This is a genomic window from Catalinimonas locisalis (genome assembly GCF_038039535.1).
Lineage (GTDB): Bacteria > Bacteroidota > Bacteroidia > Cytophagales > Cyclobacteriaceae > Catalinimonas.
In genome coordinates this window covers 32,151-50,223 of the sequence record NZ_JBBPHP010000044.1, presented here as the reverse complement: position 1 = coordinate 50,223, position 18,073 = coordinate 32,151, and the positions used below count along the sequence as shown (strand labels likewise).

The 18,073-nt window shown below is 45.5% G+C and carries 15 protein-coding genes; 10 read left to right on the top strand and 5 right to left on the bottom strand.

Features of this window, described 5'->3' with window-relative positions:
- The first annotated feature begins 70 nt into the window (after positions 1 to 70).
- The 3 genes from uvrA (at position 71) to WJR50_RS29040 (ending at position 4,331) form a co-directional block, all read left to right on the top strand.
- A complete protein-coding gene (gene uvrA / locus WJR50_RS29050; protein WP_341296836.1) occupies positions 71 to 2,914 on the top strand; it encodes an excinuclease ABC subunit UvrA in 2,844 nt (947 codons plus the stop codon).
- A gap of 115 nt (positions 2,915 to 3,029) precedes the next feature.
- Positions 3,030 to 3,872, top strand: coding sequence for an acetyl-CoA carboxylase, carboxyltransferase subunit beta (gene accD, locus WJR50_RS29045; protein ID WP_341296835.1), 843 nt, complete (start codon positions 3,030 to 3,032; stop codon positions 3,870 to 3,872).
- A gap of 24 nt (positions 3,873 to 3,896) precedes the next feature.
- Complete coding sequence (locus WJR50_RS29040) at positions 3,897 to 4,331, top strand: TerB family tellurite resistance protein (protein WP_341296834.1); 435 nt, start codon at positions 3,897 to 3,899, stop codon at positions 4,329 to 4,331.
- Positions 4,332 to 4,334: 3 nt separating this feature from the next.
- Here WJR50_RS29040 and WJR50_RS29035 read toward each other — a convergent pair whose 3' ends face one another.
- Both WJR50_RS29035 and WJR50_RS29030 read right to left on the bottom strand, forming a co-directional pair.
- Complete coding sequence (locus WJR50_RS29035) at positions 4,335 to 5,423, bottom strand: sensor histidine kinase (RefSeq protein WP_341296833.1); 1,089 nt, start codon at positions 5,421 to 5,423, stop codon at positions 4,335 to 4,337.
- A 104-nt stretch (positions 5,424 to 5,527) separates the two neighbouring features.
- Entirely contained in the window at positions 5,528 to 6,718 is a 1,191-nt protein-coding gene (locus WJR50_RS29030; RefSeq protein WP_341296832.1) for a proline dehydrogenase family protein, read from the bottom strand.
- 222 nt (positions 6,719 to 6,940) lie between these two features.
- Here WJR50_RS29030 and WJR50_RS29025 point away from each other — a divergent pair, with 222 nt between their 5' ends.
- Together WJR50_RS29025 and aroB are read left to right on the top strand one after the other, a co-directional pair.
- On the top strand, positions 6,941 to 8,041 hold the full coding sequence (locus WJR50_RS29025) for a chorismate mutase (protein ID WP_341296831.1): 1,101 nt from the start codon (positions 6,941 to 6,943) through the stop codon (positions 8,039 to 8,041).
- Between the two features lie 78 nt (positions 8,042 to 8,119).
- Positions 8,120 to 9,163, top strand: coding sequence for a 3-dehydroquinate synthase (gene aroB, locus WJR50_RS29020; protein WP_341296830.1), 1,044 nt, complete (start codon positions 8,120 to 8,122; stop codon positions 9,161 to 9,163).
- Positions 9,164 to 9,407: 244 nt separating this feature from the next.
- Here aroB and WJR50_RS29015 read toward each other — a convergent pair whose 3' ends face one another.
- Positions 9,408 to 10,049 (bottom strand): PQLLE family protein, encoded by a 642-nt coding sequence (locus WJR50_RS29015; RefSeq protein WP_341296829.1) that lies wholly within the window; start codon positions 10,047 to 10,049, stop codon positions 9,408 to 9,410.
- Between the two features lie 884 nt (positions 10,050 to 10,933).
- Between WJR50_RS29015 and WJR50_RS29010 the strand changes: the two genes are divergently transcribed.
- From WJR50_RS29010 to WJR50_RS28995, 4 genes are all read left to right on the top strand, one after another.
- Positions 10,934 to 11,605 carry a hypothetical protein gene (locus WJR50_RS29010; RefSeq protein ID WP_341296828.1) on the top strand — a complete coding sequence of 224 codons (672 nt, stop codon included), beginning with the start codon at positions 10,934 to 10,936 and terminating at the stop codon, positions 11,603 to 11,605.
- 209 nt (positions 11,606 to 11,814) lie between these two features.
- On the top strand, positions 11,815 to 13,050 hold the full coding sequence (locus WJR50_RS29005) for an NAD(P)/FAD-dependent oxidoreductase (protein WP_341296827.1): 1,236 nt from the start codon (positions 11,815 to 11,817) through the stop codon (positions 13,048 to 13,050).
- Between the two features lie 76 nt (positions 13,051 to 13,126).
- Complete coding sequence (locus WJR50_RS29000; protein ID WP_341296826.1) at positions 13,127 to 14,557, top strand: sulfatase family protein; 1,431 nt, start codon at positions 13,127 to 13,129, stop codon at positions 14,555 to 14,557.
- A 396-nt stretch (positions 14,558 to 14,953) separates the two neighbouring features.
- Positions 14,954 to 16,006: a linear amide C-N hydrolase gene (locus tag WJR50_RS28995; RefSeq protein WP_341296825.1), complete on the top strand. Its 1,053-nt coding sequence runs from the start codon at positions 14,954 to 14,956 to the stop codon at positions 16,004 to 16,006.
- A 248-nt stretch (positions 16,007 to 16,254) separates the two neighbouring features.
- Here the strand turns inward: WJR50_RS28995 and WJR50_RS28990 are convergent, their stop codons facing one another.
- Positions 16,255 to 16,494, bottom strand: a complete 240-nt coding sequence (locus WJR50_RS28990) for a YtxH domain-containing protein (RefSeq protein WP_341296824.1) — start codon at positions 16,492 to 16,494, stop codon at positions 16,255 to 16,257.
- Positions 16,495 to 16,617: 123 nt separating this feature from the next.
- Between WJR50_RS28990 and WJR50_RS28985 the strand changes: the two genes are divergently transcribed.
- Positions 16,618 to 17,859, top strand: a complete 1,242-nt coding sequence (locus WJR50_RS28985; RefSeq protein ID WP_341296823.1) for a 3-phosphoshikimate 1-carboxyvinyltransferase — start codon at positions 16,618 to 16,620, stop codon at positions 17,857 to 17,859.
- Here the strand turns inward: WJR50_RS28985 and WJR50_RS28980 are convergent.
- Complete coding sequence (locus tag WJR50_RS28980; RefSeq protein ID WP_341296822.1) at positions 17,846 to 18,022, bottom strand: hypothetical protein; 177 nt, start codon at positions 18,020 to 18,022, stop codon at positions 17,846 to 17,848. The two genes, WJR50_RS28985 and WJR50_RS28980, sit on opposite strands and share 14 nt — an antisense overlap.
- Positions 18,023 to 18,073 lie beyond the last annotated feature (51 nt).

The window sequence follows — 18,073 nt, the reverse complement described above, 5'->3', positions numbered from 1 at the left end:
CTCTCCTCTTAGTAAGGGAGAGATATATCCTCTATTTGAAAACGATAAAATATAGTACATTTGCAAGCCTATGAGCACGGCTAGTATATCTAAAAATAATAGTATTGAAGACCTTGATCCTAAGCAGTTTATCCTGATTAAAGGAGCTAAGGTCAATAATCTTAAGAACCTGACGGTAGCGATTCCCCGCAACAAACTGGTGGTGGTGACTGGCCTCTCTGGTTCTGGTAAATCTTCACTGGCTTTTGATACCCTCTTTGCCGAAGGTCAGCGTATGTATGTGGAGAGCTTAAGTTCCTACGCAAGGCAGTTTTTGGGTAGAATGGAAAAACCGGAAGTAGAATATATCAAAGGCGTATCACCGGCAATCGCTATTGAGCAAAAGGTAAATACCCGTAACCCTCGCTCAACAGTGGGAACTACCACTGAAATCTACGACTATCTCAAACTGTTGTATGCCCGTATTGGTAAGACCTATTCACCCGTAAGTGGAGAGTTGGTAACACGTGACACCGTAAGTAGCATTGTGGACTTTATCTTTAGTCAGCCTGATGGTACCAAACTTATGGTACTTTGTCCCTTACATCCAAAAGAAGACCGACCTCTGGCAGACGAGCTGAATATTCTGATGCAGAAAGGTTTTACCCGTATCATGGTTAATGATGAGGTACTCTTCATTGAAGAACTGCTGGAAAAGAACCCCGAAGAGTATGCGGGTGCTGAAATCAAAATTATGATAGACCGTGCCTCTGTAAGGCAGGAGGATCAGGATTTGGCCTACAGAATTGCAGACTCTGTACAAACTGCCTTTTTTGAAGGTGAAGGTATTTGTCAGGTGGATATCGTTGACCGGGAAGGCACAGAGCGACATCATTTTTCTGATAAATTTGAGCAGGATGGGATAGTGTTTGAAGAACCTAGTGTCAACCTTTTTACATTTAATAACCCCTACGGAGCCTGCCGCACCTGCGAAGGCTTTGGTAAGGTGCTAGGTATAGATGTAGATCTTGTAATTCCTGACAAGAGTCTTTCTGTCTACGAAGGAGCCATAGCTCCCTGGCGTAGCCATTCCATGAAAAAGTGGCTGGAACCTTTGCTCAGGCATGGGATAGAATTTGATTTTCCTATTCACCGGGCGTATGTAGATCTAAGTGAAGAACAAAAGGAGCTGCTGTGGACAGGAAATCAGTATTTCAAAGGTCTGAATGCCTTTTTTAAATACCTGGAGTCTAAGACCCATAAAATACAATATCGGGTAATGCTTTCCCGCTACCGGGGGCGCACAACTTGTCCCGATTGTAAAGGTACCAGATTACGTAAAGATGTTTCTTACGTGAAAATTGATGGTACTGCCATTACAGAACTGGTACTGATGCAGATAGAGCAGGTAATCAGTTTTTTTGAGCGTTTGCAGTTGGATGAGCATGATGTCAGGGTTTCTGACCGTATTCTGAAAGAAATCAAAAGCAGGCTGGAATATCTCAATAAGGTAGGGTTGGGCTACTTAACGCTTAATCGCTTAACCAGTACACTTTCAGGAGGAGAGTACCAACGCATTAAGCTGGCTACCTCACTGGGCAGTGCTCTGGTAGGTTCAATGTATATACTGGATGAGCCTAGCATCGGTCTGCACCCTCGTGATACTGCCCGACTCGTAGAAGTGCTCAAAACCCTGCGTAATCTGGGCAATACGGTAATCGTGGTAGAGCACGAAGAAGAAGTAATGCGGGCTGCCGACCAGATTATTGACATCGGACCGGATGCTGGTTCGCACGGTGGGGAACTTGTTTTTCAGGGCACCATTCAGGACCTGGAGAAGCAGAATGGCCATGCTAATACCCATACATCGCGCTATCTGAGTGGCAGGGATAGTATTTTAATTCCTAAGCAGAGACGTAAATTCAAGCATAAGATCAGCATATTGGGAGCCCGGGAGAATAATCTTAAACATATCAATGTAGATATTCCATTGGGCGTACTGTCAGTTGTAACAGGAGTGAGTGGTTCCGGTAAATCTACGCTGATTAAAAGTATACTTTATCCTGCACTGGGTAAAATCTTCGGTACGGTGAATGAGACTACCGGAAAGTTTGATAAACTGGAAGGCGATGTAAAGAAAGTAAGCCAGGTTGAATTTGTGGACCAGAATCCCATTGGTAAGTCCTCACGCTCTAACCCGGTCACTTATGTGAAAGCTTATGATGGTATCCGCCAACTGTTTTCCGACCAGCCATTGGCTAAGCAAAGAGGGTATAAGCCTGCTTTTTTCTCCTTTAACGTAGATGGAGGTCGCTGCGAAAACTGCCAGGGTGAAGGTGAAGTTAAGATAGAAATGCAATTTATGGCAGATATTTATCTTACCTGCGAGGCCTGTGGAGGCAAAAGGTTCAAAAAAGAAATACTGGAAGTCAAGTATGAAGGTAAGGACATCGCTGATGTACTGGATATGACAGTAGACGACAGCGTTGAATTCTTTTCTGAGCAAAATACGATCGTCAACAAACTTCAACCTTTACAGGATGTTGGCCTGGGCTACGTAAGGTTGGGGCAGTCATCCAGCTCATTGAGTGGGGGAGAGGCCCAAAGAGTTAAGCTGGCCTCTTTTCTGGGTAAGGGAAATACTACCCGTAGTCAGCAGGAGCATATACTTTTTATCTTTGATGAACCCACTACCGGTTTGCATTTCCATGACATTCGTAAGCTGATGGATGCTATTAATGCCTTAATAGAGAAGGGGAATAGCGTAGTCATCATTGAGCACAACATGGAAGTGATCAAAAGTGCCGACTGGGTCATTGATCTTGGACCTGAAGGGGGAGAACAGGGAGGAAAGCTGATTTTTTCCGGAACCCCTGAAGAAATGATCAAATTGGACGATAATTATACGGCTCAATATTTAAAAGACAAGTTCTGAAACGGTTTAGCTTCTTTTATAAATTTTTTGGAATAGCAAAATTCTCAATAACTTAGCGGCCCTGAAACAGTAAGAACTCAGCAACATAAGCTAGGTTCTTCAAAATGCAGTAAATATGGCATGGTTTAGAAGAAAAGATAAAGGAATACAGACCCCTACCGAAGCAAAAAAGGAAGCTCCTGATGGCTTATGGTATAAAACTCCTGGCGGGAAGATCATTCATACACGGGAGTTGAAAAATAATGCTTATGTAGCCCCTGAAGATGGTTATCATGTACGTATAGGCTCAGCCGAGTATTTTGAGATTCTTTTTGACGACAATAAGTTTACGGAATTAGATGCCAACATGGAGTCAGGTGATCCACTGAGCTTTGTAGACAGTAAACCTTACCCTAAGCGGATCAAAGATTCTCAGGCTAAAACTCAACTAAAAGATGCACTGCGTTCTGCTCATGGTAAAATGAATGGCCTTGAGCTTGTAATAGCTTGCATGGATTTTAGCTTTATTGGCGGCTCTATGGGTTCAGTAGTAGGCGAAAAAATTGCCAGAGCTATTGATTATTCCATCAAACATAAAGCTCCTTTTCTTATGATCTCCAAATCGGGAGGAGCGCGCATGATGGAGGCTGGATTCTCTCTTATGCAGATGGCTAAAACTTCTGCTAAGCTTGCCCTGCTTTCCGAAGCAAAAATACCCTACGTTTCTTTACTCACTGACCCTACTACTGGAGGAGTAACAGCATCTTTTGCAATGCTGGGTGACTTTAATATTGCTGAGCCGGGAGCACTTATCGGCTTTGCCGGTCCCCGGGTTATTGAGCAGACCATCGGTAAGAGCCTTCCTAAGGGTTTCCAAAGTTCAGAGTTTGTTTTAGAGCATGGTTTCCTTGATTTTATCGTAGACCGTAGAAACCTTAAGGCAGAGCTGACTACCCTGTTTAAGATGCTGGAAAATTAATTATTCACCCATTATTTACTGCCTATGAGTCTCTGGAATCTTTTCAGTCCTGGAAAAAGAGCGCGAGAAGAAGATTTTATTCGTCAGTTGTTTCATCTGGCTCTGGCTGATGGTAACCTGGACAAAGTGGAGATGGAATATATCCATGGTATTGGTAATAAACTCGGTTTGACACGCGAAAGAGTAAATGAGCTGCGCAAGCAGTATGCTGAAGAAGATATCAAATATCTGAAGCCTCCTTCCGGCGAAAGCTTCTTCACACTTTTTTATATGATCAACCTGATTTTGGTGGATGAAGAAATGCATGAGAAAGAGCTCATCATTGCGAAGCAAATGGTACTTAAACTGGGGTATGCACCGGATACTGTTGACGTAATTTTAGATGTAATCCGCCGAAACCAGGCAAATAATATCTCTGTAGAAGAGACCTACCAAAATCTGAAGAAGAGGCTTTCCTGATATTCAGGATACAGATTCCTCAAGCTGGGCTACCTGGGAAGGAAGGAAAAAGTAAAACGTACTTCCTTTACCGTAGGTGCTGCTAAAGCCTATTTCTCCCTGATGGGCCTCAATAATTTTTCTTACGATTGCCAGCCCTAGTCCGCTGGAACGTTCTCCACCGGTAGGTACGTTCTGGGCTTTTTCAAAGGGACGAAAAATTTTGTCTTTATCCTGATCTTTGATGCCCATGCCCTGGTCAATTACTTCTGTCTTAACGTATGGGCCATTTATACTTACATTGATCTTGACTTCAGTTTTAGGAAATGAATACTTTAGGGCATTGGTAAGCAGATTGTTCAGCACCTGACCCAGGTATGACCTGTCAAAATCCAGCCTCATGACCGGAGTAGTACTTTCTAAAGTAATTTTTTGATCTTTCTTGGCAGCTATATGTTGGTTAATTGCTATGATCTCCCGCACAAACTCCAGATAGTCATGCTTTTCTTTGCTGATTTTGAGGGTGCCGGCTTCAATCTGTGCTACATCCAAAAGATTATCCAGTAAGTTGAGTGCATTGAAACTGGTTCTGTTGATCAAAGCCAGAAACTCATGTTGGCTCGCTGTAAGGTTGGCGCTGCTTTTAGGGTCAAGCATCAGGTCAGAAAGGTTGTAGATATTACCTACCGGACTTCGGAGGTCATGGGCAGTGATACCGATGTATTTGTTTTTCTCCGCATTAAGCCTTTTCAGTTCCAGGTTTGCCAGTTTCAGTTTCTGTTGTTCTCTGCTGAGCGCATTTACAAAAATGGCTATGGAAAAAAAGATTCCTGCCCTTACCGAAGCATTCCAATACAATATCCAGGCACTGGAGTAAGGATGATGTGTGATAAGCTCTATACTGAACCAGGCTATACTACATATGGCAGCAATGATGAGGACCGAATTGTGGCTGGTAAGCTTGCTGGAAGCAATATAATAGATGGGTAAAAGGTATAGAATAGAAGTAGATACTTCATAGCCTGTTTGATAGTCTATGACAGTAATAAATGCAACAAGTACATAGGTGAGTATGTAAACTCCCCGCTTCGTATAAAATAAATTCTTAGGCATACCTGTACTTACTCCACTATTAGGAACGCAAATTTATTTCCAATCATATAATAGAAAGGGGGATATAAGAGAAAAAAAACCAGCGATTTATCATAAAAACATACTTATGCTTTCTGTGCTGTTTTCCGCCTTTGCAATTCACTTTTCACCAGGCGATATTCCCGACTACTTTGCCCGGCCACTGAGGTATTTTCTTCCGCTCTCCTAAATAAATAGGGCATTACCGCATCAATAGGGCCATAGGGAAGGTACTTGGTAACATTGTATCCTGCGTAGGCGAGGTTAAAAGATATATTGTCACTCATCCCATAAAGCTGAGAAAAATAAACCCGGGGATCGGAGGGGTTCATGCTGTGTTTTTGCATCAGCAGTACCAGGTATTGATTACTGTATTCATTATGAGAACCGGATACCAAAGTGATACGCTGCTTATTATTAATACAATAAAGTAGCGCCTTGTTATAGTCATTATCAGTAGCTTCCTTATTAGGCTGGATGGGGTCAGGGTAATCTTCCTCTTCTGCCCGTTCACGTTCCTTTTCCATGTAAGCTCCCCTTACCAGCTTCGCTCCCAGCAGGTACTGATGCGTTGCTGCTTTCTGGAATGCTAGTTTCAAATTACTGAGCATATCTTTGCGATACATCTGGTAGGTGTTGAATACCGTAACCCGTTCACGATTATACTTGGCCATCATTTCTTCGGCCAGATCGTCAATTACCTCCTGTATCCAGCTTTCTTCTCCATCAATCAAAATGCCTACTCCCGCTTCATAAGCGGCTTTACATAGCGTATCTACTCTCTTTCTTACACGCTCAAAGGCTTCCTGCTCTGCTGAACTAAGCTTTTTCTGAGCCTGTACCTTTTCCAGTAGCTTAGTACTGGCTATTCCCGTTAGCTTAAATACACAAAAAGGAAGATGCTCTGAAGCTTGGGCCTTCTCTATAGTTGCTAAGGTTTCTTTGGTTACCTTTTCAAAGCCCTTCTCCGTTTTCTCCCCTTCAGCGGAATAATCCAGAATGGTTTTGACATTGTGCGAGGCCAGCATTTTTATGGTAGGTTCGCATTGGCTGATGCTTTCGCCTCCGCAAAACTGCCAGAAAATGGTTTTACGCAAAATACCGTGTACCGGTAGTTTTAATTTTAAGGCAATTTTCACCAACTTTGTGCCTGCTTTTGTCAGTAAGGGTGAGTTAATCGCAGAAAAAATCAGATAGGTCTTCCTCAATTCTTCATCCGACTTGTAGGAAAAGGCAATCTCTGTATTATCTAAGGAAACCGGTTGTACAGCGAACATTCTGAGCTTGGTTTAATGTTGAAAATCATGAGCCTTGCCTAAAGGCAAGGGCAATTATTTTTGTGTAGATACTGTTACCCTAAAACAAAACGCAATAATATTGTTTTACGACAAAATGAATATCCATCTATCAGTAAAAGTTTTAGGGTACTCATCATATTGTGTAACAACAAAATATTCAGTAGGAGTAAACCTCATAATACCGTTTAAAACGTTTGAGCAATGAAAATTGAAAGCATAGAGTCTTGGAATACAGGCAGTACCCACCCCCTAATTATCGCTGGCCCCTGTAGTGCCGAAACTGAAGAGCAATTGTACGAAACCGCCAAAGCCGTAAAGGAGCAGGGCGTTTCTGTCATCCGGGCAGGGGTATGGAAACCCCGTACCCGTCCCAACACTTTTGAAGGTATTGGACAGGAAGCTCTGCAGTGGATCAGTGACATCAAGAAAGAGCTCAACGTACAGTTTGCGGTAGAGGTAGCCAATGCCATGCATGTGGAAGAAGCACTTCACTTCGGGATTGACATCCTATGGATTGGTGCCCGCAGTACGGTAAGTCCCTTTATCGTGCAGGAAATCGCCGATGCACTGAAAGGTGTGGATATTCCCGTATTGGTCAAAAACCCAATCAACCCTGACCTTGCCCTATGGATGGGTGCTTTGGAAAGGCTGAATCAGGCAGGTGTAAACAAACTGGGAGCTATTCACCGTGGCTTCTCTACCCACCAGAAGACCCGCTATAGAAACGTGCCTATGTGGCAGATTCCGATAGAACTTAAGCGTCAGCTTCCTGACCTCCCTATCATCTGCGATCCCAGTCATATTGCCGGTAAGCGGGAGATGATTGCCGAGATATCGCAGGTAGCCATGGATGTGAACTTTGATGGACTCATCATTGAAACCCATCGTGATCCTGAGCATGCCTGGAGTGATGCCCGTCAGCAGGTAACACCGGCTTCTCTGGGAGAAATCATCAAGAACCTTCAGATACGTAAGGCTTCTTCCGAAGATATTGAATACATCACCCATCTGGAAGAACTCCGTACCCAGATTGACCATGCCGACCGCGAAATGGTGGAAGTACTGGCGCAGCGTATGGAAATGGTAGCCAAGATAGGAGAGTGGAAAAAGAAAAATAATGTGGCTGCCTTTCAGCTGGACCGCTGGAACGAGGTGTTTCGTAGCCGTAAAGAGTGGGCAGAGTCTCTGGGCCTCCGTGAGAAGTTTATTACCGAGCTTTTCAACCTGCTGCACGTGGAGTCTATCAAGAAGCAGACCGAAGTAATGGACAAAATGGATGAGGAAAAAGTTGCTAAAAGTTAAAAGTTTAAGGTTAAAGGTTTGGATAAATAAGTCCAACAACCAACCTTTAACTTTTAACCTTCAACCTCTATCTAAACCATGCCCGCAAAGAACGTTACCCTGACTCAGGACATTGCCCTGACCCTCAAGGCGCATTTTAGTGAATTTAATCCCAGCCAGATAGGTGTGCTGCTGGATGAGAATACCAGGGAATATTGTTATCCTATCATCAAAGACAGCCTACCTGAACATAGTGTATGTGAGATCAGAAGTGGGGAACTGAATAAGAACCTCAACACCTGCTCCGACATCTGGGAATGGATGACCAACGAACATTTTGACCGTAAGGCGCTACTGATCAACCTGGGTGGTGGCGTAATTGGCGATATGGGTGGTTTTTGCGCGGCTACTTATAAGCGAGGCATTCCCTTCATCAATCTGCCTACCAGTCTGCTGGCTCAGGTGGATGCATCGGTAGGAGGAAAGCTGGGCATTGACTTCCAGGGCTACAAAAACCATATCGGTCTGTTTCAGGAGCCGGAGCATGTATTTGTGTATCCTCACTTTGTCAAGACATTACCTCCGGAAGAAGTACGTTCCGGCTTTGCCGAGGTCATCAAACATAGCCTCATTCGTGATGCGGCCTACTGGCCCAATGTGAAAGAGCAGGGGCTGGAAGTGGAAGACTGGACCAAGCACATTGCCCACTCCATTGACATCAAATCCTCCGTAGTGGATGCCGACTTCAGGGAAGGCGGATTGCGGAAGATACTCAACTACGGACATACCATTGGCCATGCTATTGAGAGTTACTTCCTGGAAACTGAGAAGCGCCTGCTGCATGGGGAAGCCATCGCCATTGGTATGGTAGCCGAAGGGATACTTTCCGCCAAACTTTGCGGCATGCCCCAGGCCGAAGTAGATGAAATGAGCCGCTTCATGCTTTCCATTTATGGTTACCACGCCATCAATACCGCTGAGGAGGATGCCATCATCAAGCTCACCTTACAGGATAAGAAGAATGAAAAGGGGATAATCAAATGCACCTTGCTGGAAGGAATTGGCAAAGCCGTCTACGACATTGACATCACCGCCCGTGACGTAGCCGAAGGACTGGCCTACTACCGGCAGTACCAACCGTAGGACCTTCCTTTCTCTGCTAAGTTTATCAGGAAGTTATCAGCGTCACTCGCAGAGGACGCTGATAGAAGTTACAGGTTTCTGAGAATCTGATGCGTGTTAATCTTCCCTCAGAGTTAAGTGTAAGGAAATCTGAGGGGGGAGTCTCACTGACATTTCTCATTTGTTTGCAAGCATGTGTAACAGGTACTCAGAGCCCTCCGCGAGTAATGAAACTCCTAAACTTTTAACCATCAACCTTTAACCTCTACACCCCACTCGGTACTAGTATGCCGAACATCTCCAGCATCTGCGGATTGTCCCGGAAAGTGAGGCGGGCGATGGCACGAAACTCCATGACCCACAGGCGCAAAGCTTTGAAAGCGGCGTTCTTCTCCTCTGTACAGCTTTCTGCCATCCCTTTCCTGCGTATCCGCTCTTCTTTCATGCGCATGGCCTGGTCTACAGATGCAGTAGCCTGTTCCAGTTCTTTTTTACTAATGCCAAAGGGTTGGAAGTTAAGCTCCATCTCCGCTATGCGGGCATAGAAGTAGGCTGCCTGCCGCACAATGGCCCAGCCATGATCGGCAAAGCGTTTGATTTTCAGGGCATGCAGTACCTCAGGCTGCTTGCGGAAAGCAGTGCGAGCCACCCAGGCATGCTCTTTGAACTGTACTTCCAGCATACCCAACTGTGCGTTAAGCTGCTGCGACAAACTCCATTGAGCATCGTAGAGCGCCTTATGCTTTTTCTGGCATTCCAGTACTTTGTCTATCAGGCTTTGGCCCTTCTGCTTCCTTTCGGGACTAAGTCCGTAAGCTTCCATCTGTAGCTTTACCCTTTCCTCCTTCATGCTAGACAGCGCAAGCTGGGCGGCTTCCAATACTCTGTGTTCAGCGTTTAACTTCATCCTTTTCTGATTTATAGGGTTTAGCAGGAATGACGGATAGCATGCGCAGGAATGCTACCATCGGTCCGCAGGGTTCTATCGGCAAATTATAGGCAGTATTGTGCTGACTTTCAGTAGTATAGCCCCGAAATACTACCAGGGTAGTGTTTTAAGAAAAAGGAGATAAAAGAGGATACTTTAGCCTGATCCAGGCCTCAGCAGAGTGCATAAGCTGCTGACAGGCATGCAGTAAAGTATATACTGCTAAGTCTGGGTGTCAAGGTACGCGCTAAACATTACCTGAAAGGTGCACTCATCCATTATCGTGGCTTGTGCAAAAATCGTTTGGACATGAAATTCTGAGGTGCCATGCAAAACCTTACATATACCTTACGTACGACTGCTGCCGTGGCCCTTACCTACCGTCGGTAAGCATGAAAACCTCGGGCGTCATGCAAAACCCTACTCGTTTCTTACACACGACTATGTTCGTTGCCCTTACCTACGCCAGGTAAGCATGAAATCCCGGGGCGTGGAGTATAAACGACATCGTTTTAGGTCTGCGACTGAGGTCGTGGCCCTTACCTACGGTCGGTAAATGTGAAGTCTCAGTCCGCAGCGCATCAACGGCTTTGTTGGTGAGCTACGTCCGCTGCCGCCGACTTTACCCCGGCTAGGTAAGCATAAAAACCAACAATGTAAACGCTATACCATCACGGCACAAGGCTATAGCAGAAGAAAAGAAAGGGTAGCGTACTCAAGAACATTGTGCAAAATCTTATTCCTAAGTATATTACTGATAATTGTGATCTAAGGGCAGGCAAGCAAGAGGAGAGAGCTTTGTTGTAGGTTGGTAAATACATGCAATGACATACAAGATGAAAGTACAAAAGACCCCCATTTCCATGGCTGAAGTACGAACCGCTGGCCTTCTGTTAAGTATAGGCTCATTAATTACAATCGTTTGTATACTTATGGAAGTTTATGCTGGTTGGGCATCGCTTTCAGTAGAAATGAAGAGAACTGATTATGAAGCTGGCGTATTCCTGTTCAATCACTGGCCTCAGATGAAATCAATATGGGGTTGGTCACTATTTGGTAATGTATTTCTGGCAATCGCGGCACTTTTGCTGCAAAAGAATGCTAGTAATGTTGGAGTGTTTCCAGCAAGTGTATTATGGTCCATTTATTTTATCGGCTGCCTGCTGCTCATCATATCCTTTGGTCTTAGTCTGGGTAGCTATTATCCTGCACTGGAAGTAATAGAGCAACAACCAGCTATTTTTGTGGCACTCAGAGGAACTCCTTTGTACCTGTTTGATCTTGGCGCAATAAGTGGTTTAGTACTATTTATTATCTATTTCTATGAAGGGTTTAGTAAGCAGGGTATAGTGTCTCGCAAATGGGCCATTGCCGCGCTGTCCTGTATCATTGTCTCTATCGTATTGGTATCTGTCGGTTTTGCTTCCTTCACGGTCTTTGCCATTGCCTGTTTCTTTGTGCCCCTATTCTTGGGGGCATCTTACTGGAGATATTCGTCGGTGCAAGTCAGCCAAGAAGCTATACACAAACCGTAGCTTTCCTCCCTTTGCTCTGTGTCTCACAGACTGGTAATGGCAGCCATTCCTTCACGCTAGCTCATCAATCAGAAATCTCAATAAGCCATTCTCATCTTAGAGGCAAAGGTCTGTAGGGATACAGCCCTTGGGATAAGTATCTTTAGTAGTAGCTTCCGTGAGGATTGAAGAAAAAGCAATACATTTGAGGCTACTGTACATCCGCATACATGAATACTACTGCACAGCATGACTTTGACCTGATCATCGTAGGGGCCGGCCCGGCAGGTTGTATATGTGCCTTACAGTTGGCCGGTAAAGGGCTGAAGATCGCCCTGCTGGAAAGCGCTACTTTTCCGCGGGATAAGATCTGTGGTGATGCCCTGAGCCCGGACGTGATCAATCAACTGAAGCTTATTGACGTAAATTTATCGCAGCGCTTCCTGCAAAGTGTCCGCAAAAAGGATGTGAACCGTATTCGCTTTGTCGCGCCTAATGGCAAGCCGCTGGATTTTCATTTTACCAATCCTAAGCATCCTGATGCTGCCGGCTATATCGCCAGGCGCTTTGACTTTGATTATTTTCTTTTCAGGCAGCTAGAGGGTTTGGAGGATATTACTGTGTTTCAGGATCATAAAGTAACAAGGCTGGAGACCTCAGCAGAGGCGGTGAGGGTGTACACGGACAAGCGTAGTTTTAGTGCCAGTCTGGTGGTAGGAGCAGACGGAGCCAATTCTGTCGTCAACCGGCAACTTGCCCGCAATAAAGTGGAGCGGGATCACTATTGCGCAGGGATAAGGCAGTATTTTGAGGGAGTAGATGACCTCCACCAGACCGATTGTATAGAGTTACACTTTTATAAGGAATTGCTTCCCGGTTATTTCTGGATTTTCGCTTTGCCCAATGGGCAGGCCAATGTAGGCATAGGGATGCTTTCCAGTGAAGTAAGCCGGCAGCGGCTCAACCTGAAAGAAAAGCTGACCGACATCATTCAGCATCATCCTCAGGTGAAGCACAGGTTCATAAACGCCAGCCCGCTGGAAGGGATACAGGGTTTTGGTTTACCCATCGGTTCCAGAAAAGTACAGTGTTCCGGCAACCGCTTCTTACTGCTGGGAGACGCCGCCAGCCTGATAGACCCTTTTACCGGAGAAGGTATTGGCAATGCCATACGTAGCGGGAGAATAGCGGCGGATCATCTGACCCAGGCTTTTGCCCAAAACCGCTTTGACGCGGATTTCAACATCCGTTATGACAGAGAAATCTACCGGAGAATGGGGACGGAATTAAGGGTCAGCAGGTCCATGCAGAAGATGTTGCGGTACCCCGGCATATTTAATTTCCTGGTCAACAAAGCCAGTAAAAATGAATCAGTGCGCACACTACTAACGTCCATGCTCAACAATACCGATCTCAGGAAAGAACTGCGCAGGCCCTCCTTTTATACCCGGCTGATCTTCAAATGAAGGTTTTATCCCCTGTTAGGATGGTATATAGAATGTTGTGCAAAACTTTATTTCTAAGTAAGTATCTTGGCCCCCTATGAGAAAAATATTGTATCTGTTTATCATTTGTACTTCACTCTATGTGGGCGGGTGCTCCATGCCGGAAGATGAGCCTAAGCCCAATGTAATCCTCATCTTTATTGATGATATGGGATGGGCAGACCTATCTTCTTTTGGCAATACGGATGCCCAGACCCCTAATATTGATCGGCTGGCTTCGGAAGGGATTAGCTTTGAGCAGTTTTATGTGAACGCTCCTATCTGCTCACCCTCCCGGGTAGCGATCTCCACCGGTACCTATCCCCAGCGATGGAATATTACTTCTTATCTTTCCTATCGTGAAGACAATCAGGAACGGGGCATAGCCAACTGGCTGGACCCTTCGGCGCCTATGCTAGCCCGAAGCCTCCATCAGGCAGGTTATGCCACCGGTCATTTCGGAAAATGGCATATGGGCGGACAGCGCGACGTGATCAATGCTCCCTACATCACGGACTATGGTTTTGACGAATCGCTGACCAATTTTGAAGGTATGGGGGCCAAACTGCTCCCTCTTACCAAAGATGAAAACGGAGAAGTCGGGCGGATCTGGGAAGAGGCAGAAATACTGGGCGAACCTTATACCTGGATGCAACGCTCGGAGATCACTACCGGCTTTATTGATGCTGCGATAGCGTTTATGAACAAAGCCCGGAAAGAGCAAAAACCCTTTTACGTCAACATCTGGCCGGACGATGTGCACAGTCCTTTCTGGCCACCCTATGAAGAATACGGCCTGGCCAAAGAAGATGGCAAAAGAGGATTGTACCTTGCCGTGCTGGAAGCCATGGATGAGCAGTTTGGCAAACTTTTCAGCTACATCCAGTCCGATGAAGAGTTGCGCGATAATACCCTGATTGTGTTTTGCTCTGACAATGGCCCGGAGCTGGGTGCGGGGAGGGCAGGAGAGCTAAAAGGCTATAAAACACATCTGTACGAAGGCGGCATCCGTTCATCCCTGATCGTTTGGGGTCCGGGTTTTATGGACGAAGCGGTGAAGGGAAGCCGAAACCAGGAGTCAGTCTTTTCTGCCATAGATATAGTGCCTTCCCTGCTGGCGTTTACCGGTACAGAGGCACCCGAGCATACTGCTGCTGCTGACGGAGAAAACGTAGTAAAAACCATGCTGGGCGAATCCGATGCATCCCGCACATCTCCCATCTTCTACAGCCGCCCCCCTGACAGGAAGAACTTTTATGGTTTTGAGAACCTTCCTGATCTGGCTGTACGCGATGGCGCATGGAAACTTTTATGCGATTATGATGGTGGTAGACCGGAACTCTACAATATTGTAGATGATCCGGGAGAGACCCACAATTTCGCTGATGAACATAGGGAGAGAGTTGAAACCCTGACGCAAAAGCTAACCTCATGGTATAAGTCCATGCCTGTGCGGGAAGCAGAAAAGCAGCCGATGACACAGAATTAAGTGGCTTATAAATACTGCTGTTCCGATTCACCATAGGTTATCGTCTTCCTCAAACATAGCGTAGAACTCAACCCCCATAAGTTTACACCTTGGCAAAGATCTTTTATCTCCGGGAAATGCTAAGGGATAGCAGTAAAGGTATAGGGTTAACTACAGAAAGAGATCACAATACAGCAGGAATGGAGGCGCTTAGCCCAAGATTATTAGAAAAATGTGCTATCTTAAGAGAGTAGGAAGCAGGAGAAGAAGTACGCCAAAGACATAGATAAAGGGTGAAGGAGAGATAGCGTAGCTGAGTTGGCAGAGGAGTAGGTTGCGAATGTATTTATAAAGATGATTTTGTAAGAATACACATACCACATCGGCCCAAGGGCAGAAAACCTAAGTACACCTCATATGCAAAAGCTCCATCAAGCAATAACTTTATTATGCGCATTCCTCTTAACAGGCCTTCAGCCTTTGTTTGCCTGTACACGTGTTGTTTACCAGGGACCCAATGGTACCATCATCACTGCCCGCTCTATGGACTGGAAAGAAAATATACCTGCCAACCTGTGGGTATTGCCCCGGGGTATGCAAAGAAACGGAGAAGCCGGACCAAACTCTATTCAATGGACATCCAAGTACGGAAGTGTAGTGACCAGTTCCTGGGACATAGCCACTTCGGATGGGATGAATGAGAAAGGGCTGGTTGCCAATATGCTGTGGTTGGCAGAATCTCAATATCCCGAATTTGATAGTCAGGGAGGTAAAAAGGGACTGGCGATATCTTTATGGCTTCAGTATGTGTTAGACAATTTTGCTACGGTAGAAGAAGCGGTCAGGGCCATGGAGAAAGAAGCGTTTGTGGTGGTCTCCAGCATAATTCCCGGTACCGACCGGTTTACTACCCTGCACTTATCCATGTCCGATGCCTCGGGAGATAACGCTATTCTGGAATATATTGAAGGTAAGCTGGTCATCCATCACGACAGGTCTTATCATGTTATGACCAATTCCCCCATATTTGAGCAACAACTGGCCATCAATCAATACTGGAAAAGCATACCTGGCAATATCATGCTGCCAGGTACCAATCGCGCCGCCGACAGATATGTGAGAGCTTCCTATTATATAGATGCCATCCCCCAGACTGATGATACTCGCATGGCACTGGCTAGTGTCTTTGGCGTTATCAGGAACTGCTCGGTACCCCTGGGCATATCTTCGGAAACGGAACCCAATATTTCTTCTACCCGATGGAGGACGGTAGCCGACCAGAAGAATCTGGTCTACTATTTTGACAATGTATTGAACCCCAATGTAGTATGGGTAGAGTTTAGCAAACTGGATTTCAGCGAAGGTGCAGAAGTTAAAAAACTGAGTCTGGCTAATAATGAGAACTATTCGGGAGAATCATCAGCCAGCTTTCAGGTGTCGGCTCCACTACGCTTTGCGGGTTTACCATAACTAAGGGCGAAAAGGTATGTAGTCTGTCCTTGGCGGAGGGCATGCTGACGCCAGTATTTAGCATACTTCAGCGAGCTTATCATTTACCCCTTTTGACCAATGGGCTGTCTCAAAGGCAGTATTTGCTTTTTCACTCCAATCAGCGTGAGAGGGAGAGTAAGTTTATGTAAAGATATTTCCTGTAAAGCTGAGACTGAAGCAAAAAAATAGCCTCACAAAGAGGCTATGTTAATGAGATTTGGCTAAAACTAGCTGTTAATCTTCTTATTATATTTTTCAATCTCTTCAACAGCACTGTCTGCCAGGTCTTTGATTCGTTCAGCACTGTCTTCCCAGGCGTCTTCCAGGTCATCCAGCATATTTTTGGCTGATTTGTTGAGTTTACGTCGGGTCTTATCTCCGCTCTCAGGGGCTAACAATAGGCCAGCGATAGCACCGGCAGCTGCTCCGATTAAAAGTGCAGAAATTACTTTACCAGAATTATCCATGTTTGTGGTGTATTATTGTGTAAAAAATTAGGTGAAGTTGCTCTAAGTTACGAAAAAAAAACGCATTTGTTTTAAAGAGGGCAGACAGATGCTAAATTAGAGCCATTAAACTTAATTATTATTGTGGGAGATAAAACTATTAGACTGCAAAGGGTAAGCAAGCCCCTCCATGCCAGAATCCGACTGGCATCATCCAAGAGTGAAAGTAATCGTTCATTGATCATACAGGCGCTTTCCAAAGAAAATATTGAGCTGCAAAATCTCGCTGAAGCACGCGACACCCAGACCATGATGCGCCTGCTAAAATCCGATGAGGAAGAACTTGATGTGCTGGATGCCGGTACTACCATGCGCTTTCTGCTGGCCTATTGTACGGTTGCCAAACCTGGCAGAGTGCTAAAGGGCACGCCCCGTATGCATCAGCGTCCGGTCAAGCTGCTGGTAGATGCTCTCAACAAACTGGGCGCTAGTATAGATTATCTGCAAAATGAAGGCTACCCTCCGGTACGCCTTAATGGTCTGCCTGATGGACAGAAGCAGTCAGCCGTAAGCATCAGAGGAGATGTGAGTAGCCAGTATATTTCTGCCCTGCTGATGATTGCTCCCACCTTACCTCAGGGCCTGAAACTGACTCTGGAAGGAAAGATTGGTAGTCGCCCATATATCGCCATGACTTTAGGATTGATGAAGCGCTTTGGCATTGAGTACCTATGGGAAGACAATATCATCACCATTGAACCCCAGGCCTATGGTAAAGGTAGCTATACCATAGAATCTGACTGGTCGGGCGCCAGCTACTGGTACAGCCTGGTGGCATTGGCAGATGATGCGGAGATAAAATTACTGGGGCTGAGAGAAGACTCTTTGCAGGGAGATATCACTATTGTAGAGATCATGGATAAGCTGGGCGTAATCTCCACCTTTGATGAGGAAGGCGTATTGCTTCAGAAAAAAGAAGCGGTAGAAGAACTGGCGTATGACTTCAGCGACTGTCCTGATCTGGCACAAACTGTAGCTGTCACCTGTGCCGCTAAAGGTATTCCCTGCACGATGACAGGTTTGGAGAGCTTATACATCAAAGAAACGGATAGGGTAGCGGCACTGCGGGAAGAACTTAGTAAACTGGGAGCAAGCCTGCTGGAAGATAAAGAAACCTGGGAACTTAAACCTGGAGTGAATCTTAAGGAAACAGAAGGCGTACAGATACACACCTACGAGGACCATAGGATGGCAATGGCTTTCGCTCCTCTGGCGGCCCTGATGGATGTGATAATAGAAGACCCGGATGTTGTGGTCAAATCTTATCCGGGATTCTGGAAAGATTTAGATCAGGCTGGTGTGGAACAGGAAATTACAGGCGTTTAGTAGACGCTTGTTTTTCTTTGTCGGGTGCATTTAACACCTGAATCATCTGTTGTTTCCTAATGACATCTTCCTTGGCATAAGCAGGGCAAGTCTTATAGGTAGAACAACTAGCTGCCAAAGCCATAACACATACTGCTACTAAGCCTGTTTTTAGTAGTTTCATAGTCTTTTACTTTGTAATTGGTTTCAGAAAGTAAGAATTTATTTCACTTTA

Coding starts and splice junctions, on each gene's coding strand:
- WJR50_RS28990 (WP_341296824.1), bottom strand. CDS start 16,494: ATGGATAATTCTGGTAAAGTAATTTCTGCACTTTTAATCGGAGCAGCT.
- WJR50_RS29030 (WP_341296832.1), bottom strand. CDS start 6,718: ATGTTCGCTGTACAACCGGTTTCCTTAGATAATACAGAGATTGCCTTT.
- WJR50_RS29040 (WP_341296834.1), top strand. CDS start 3,897: ATGAGTCTCTGGAATCTTTTCAGTCCTGGAAAAAGAGCGCGAGAAGAA.
- WJR50_RS29005 (WP_341296827.1), top strand. CDS start 11,815: ATGAATACTACTGCACAGCATGACTTTGACCTGATCATCGTAGGGGCC.
- uvrA (WP_341296836.1), top strand. CDS start 71: ATGAGCACGGCTAGTATATCTAAAAATAATAGTATTGAAGACCTTGAT.
- WJR50_RS29000 (WP_341296826.1), top strand. CDS start 13,127: ATGAGAAAAATATTGTATCTGTTTATCATTTGTACTTCACTCTATGTG.
- WJR50_RS28980 (WP_341296822.1), bottom strand. CDS start 18,022: ATGAAACTACTAAAAACAGGCTTAGTAGCAGTATGTGTTATGGCTTTG.
- aroB (WP_341296830.1), top strand. CDS start 8,120: ATGCCCGCAAAGAACGTTACCCTGACTCAGGACATTGCCCTGACCCTC.
- WJR50_RS29025 (WP_341296831.1), top strand. CDS start 6,941: ATGAAAATTGAAAGCATAGAGTCTTGGAATACAGGCAGTACCCACCCC.
- WJR50_RS29015 (WP_341296829.1), bottom strand. CDS start 10,049: ATGAAGTTAAACGCTGAACACAGAGTATTGGAAGCCGCCCAGCTTGCG.
- WJR50_RS29035 (WP_341296833.1), bottom strand. CDS start 5,423: ATGCCTAAGAATTTATTTTATACGAAGCGGGGAGTTTACATACTCACC.
- accD (WP_341296835.1), top strand. CDS start 3,030: ATGGCATGGTTTAGAAGAAAAGATAAAGGAATACAGACCCCTACCGAA.
- WJR50_RS28995 (WP_341296825.1), top strand. CDS start 14,954: ATGCAAAAGCTCCATCAAGCAATAACTTTATTATGCGCATTCCTCTTA.
- WJR50_RS29010 (WP_341296828.1), top strand. CDS start 10,934: ATGGCTGAAGTACGAACCGCTGGCCTTCTGTTAAGTATAGGCTCATTA.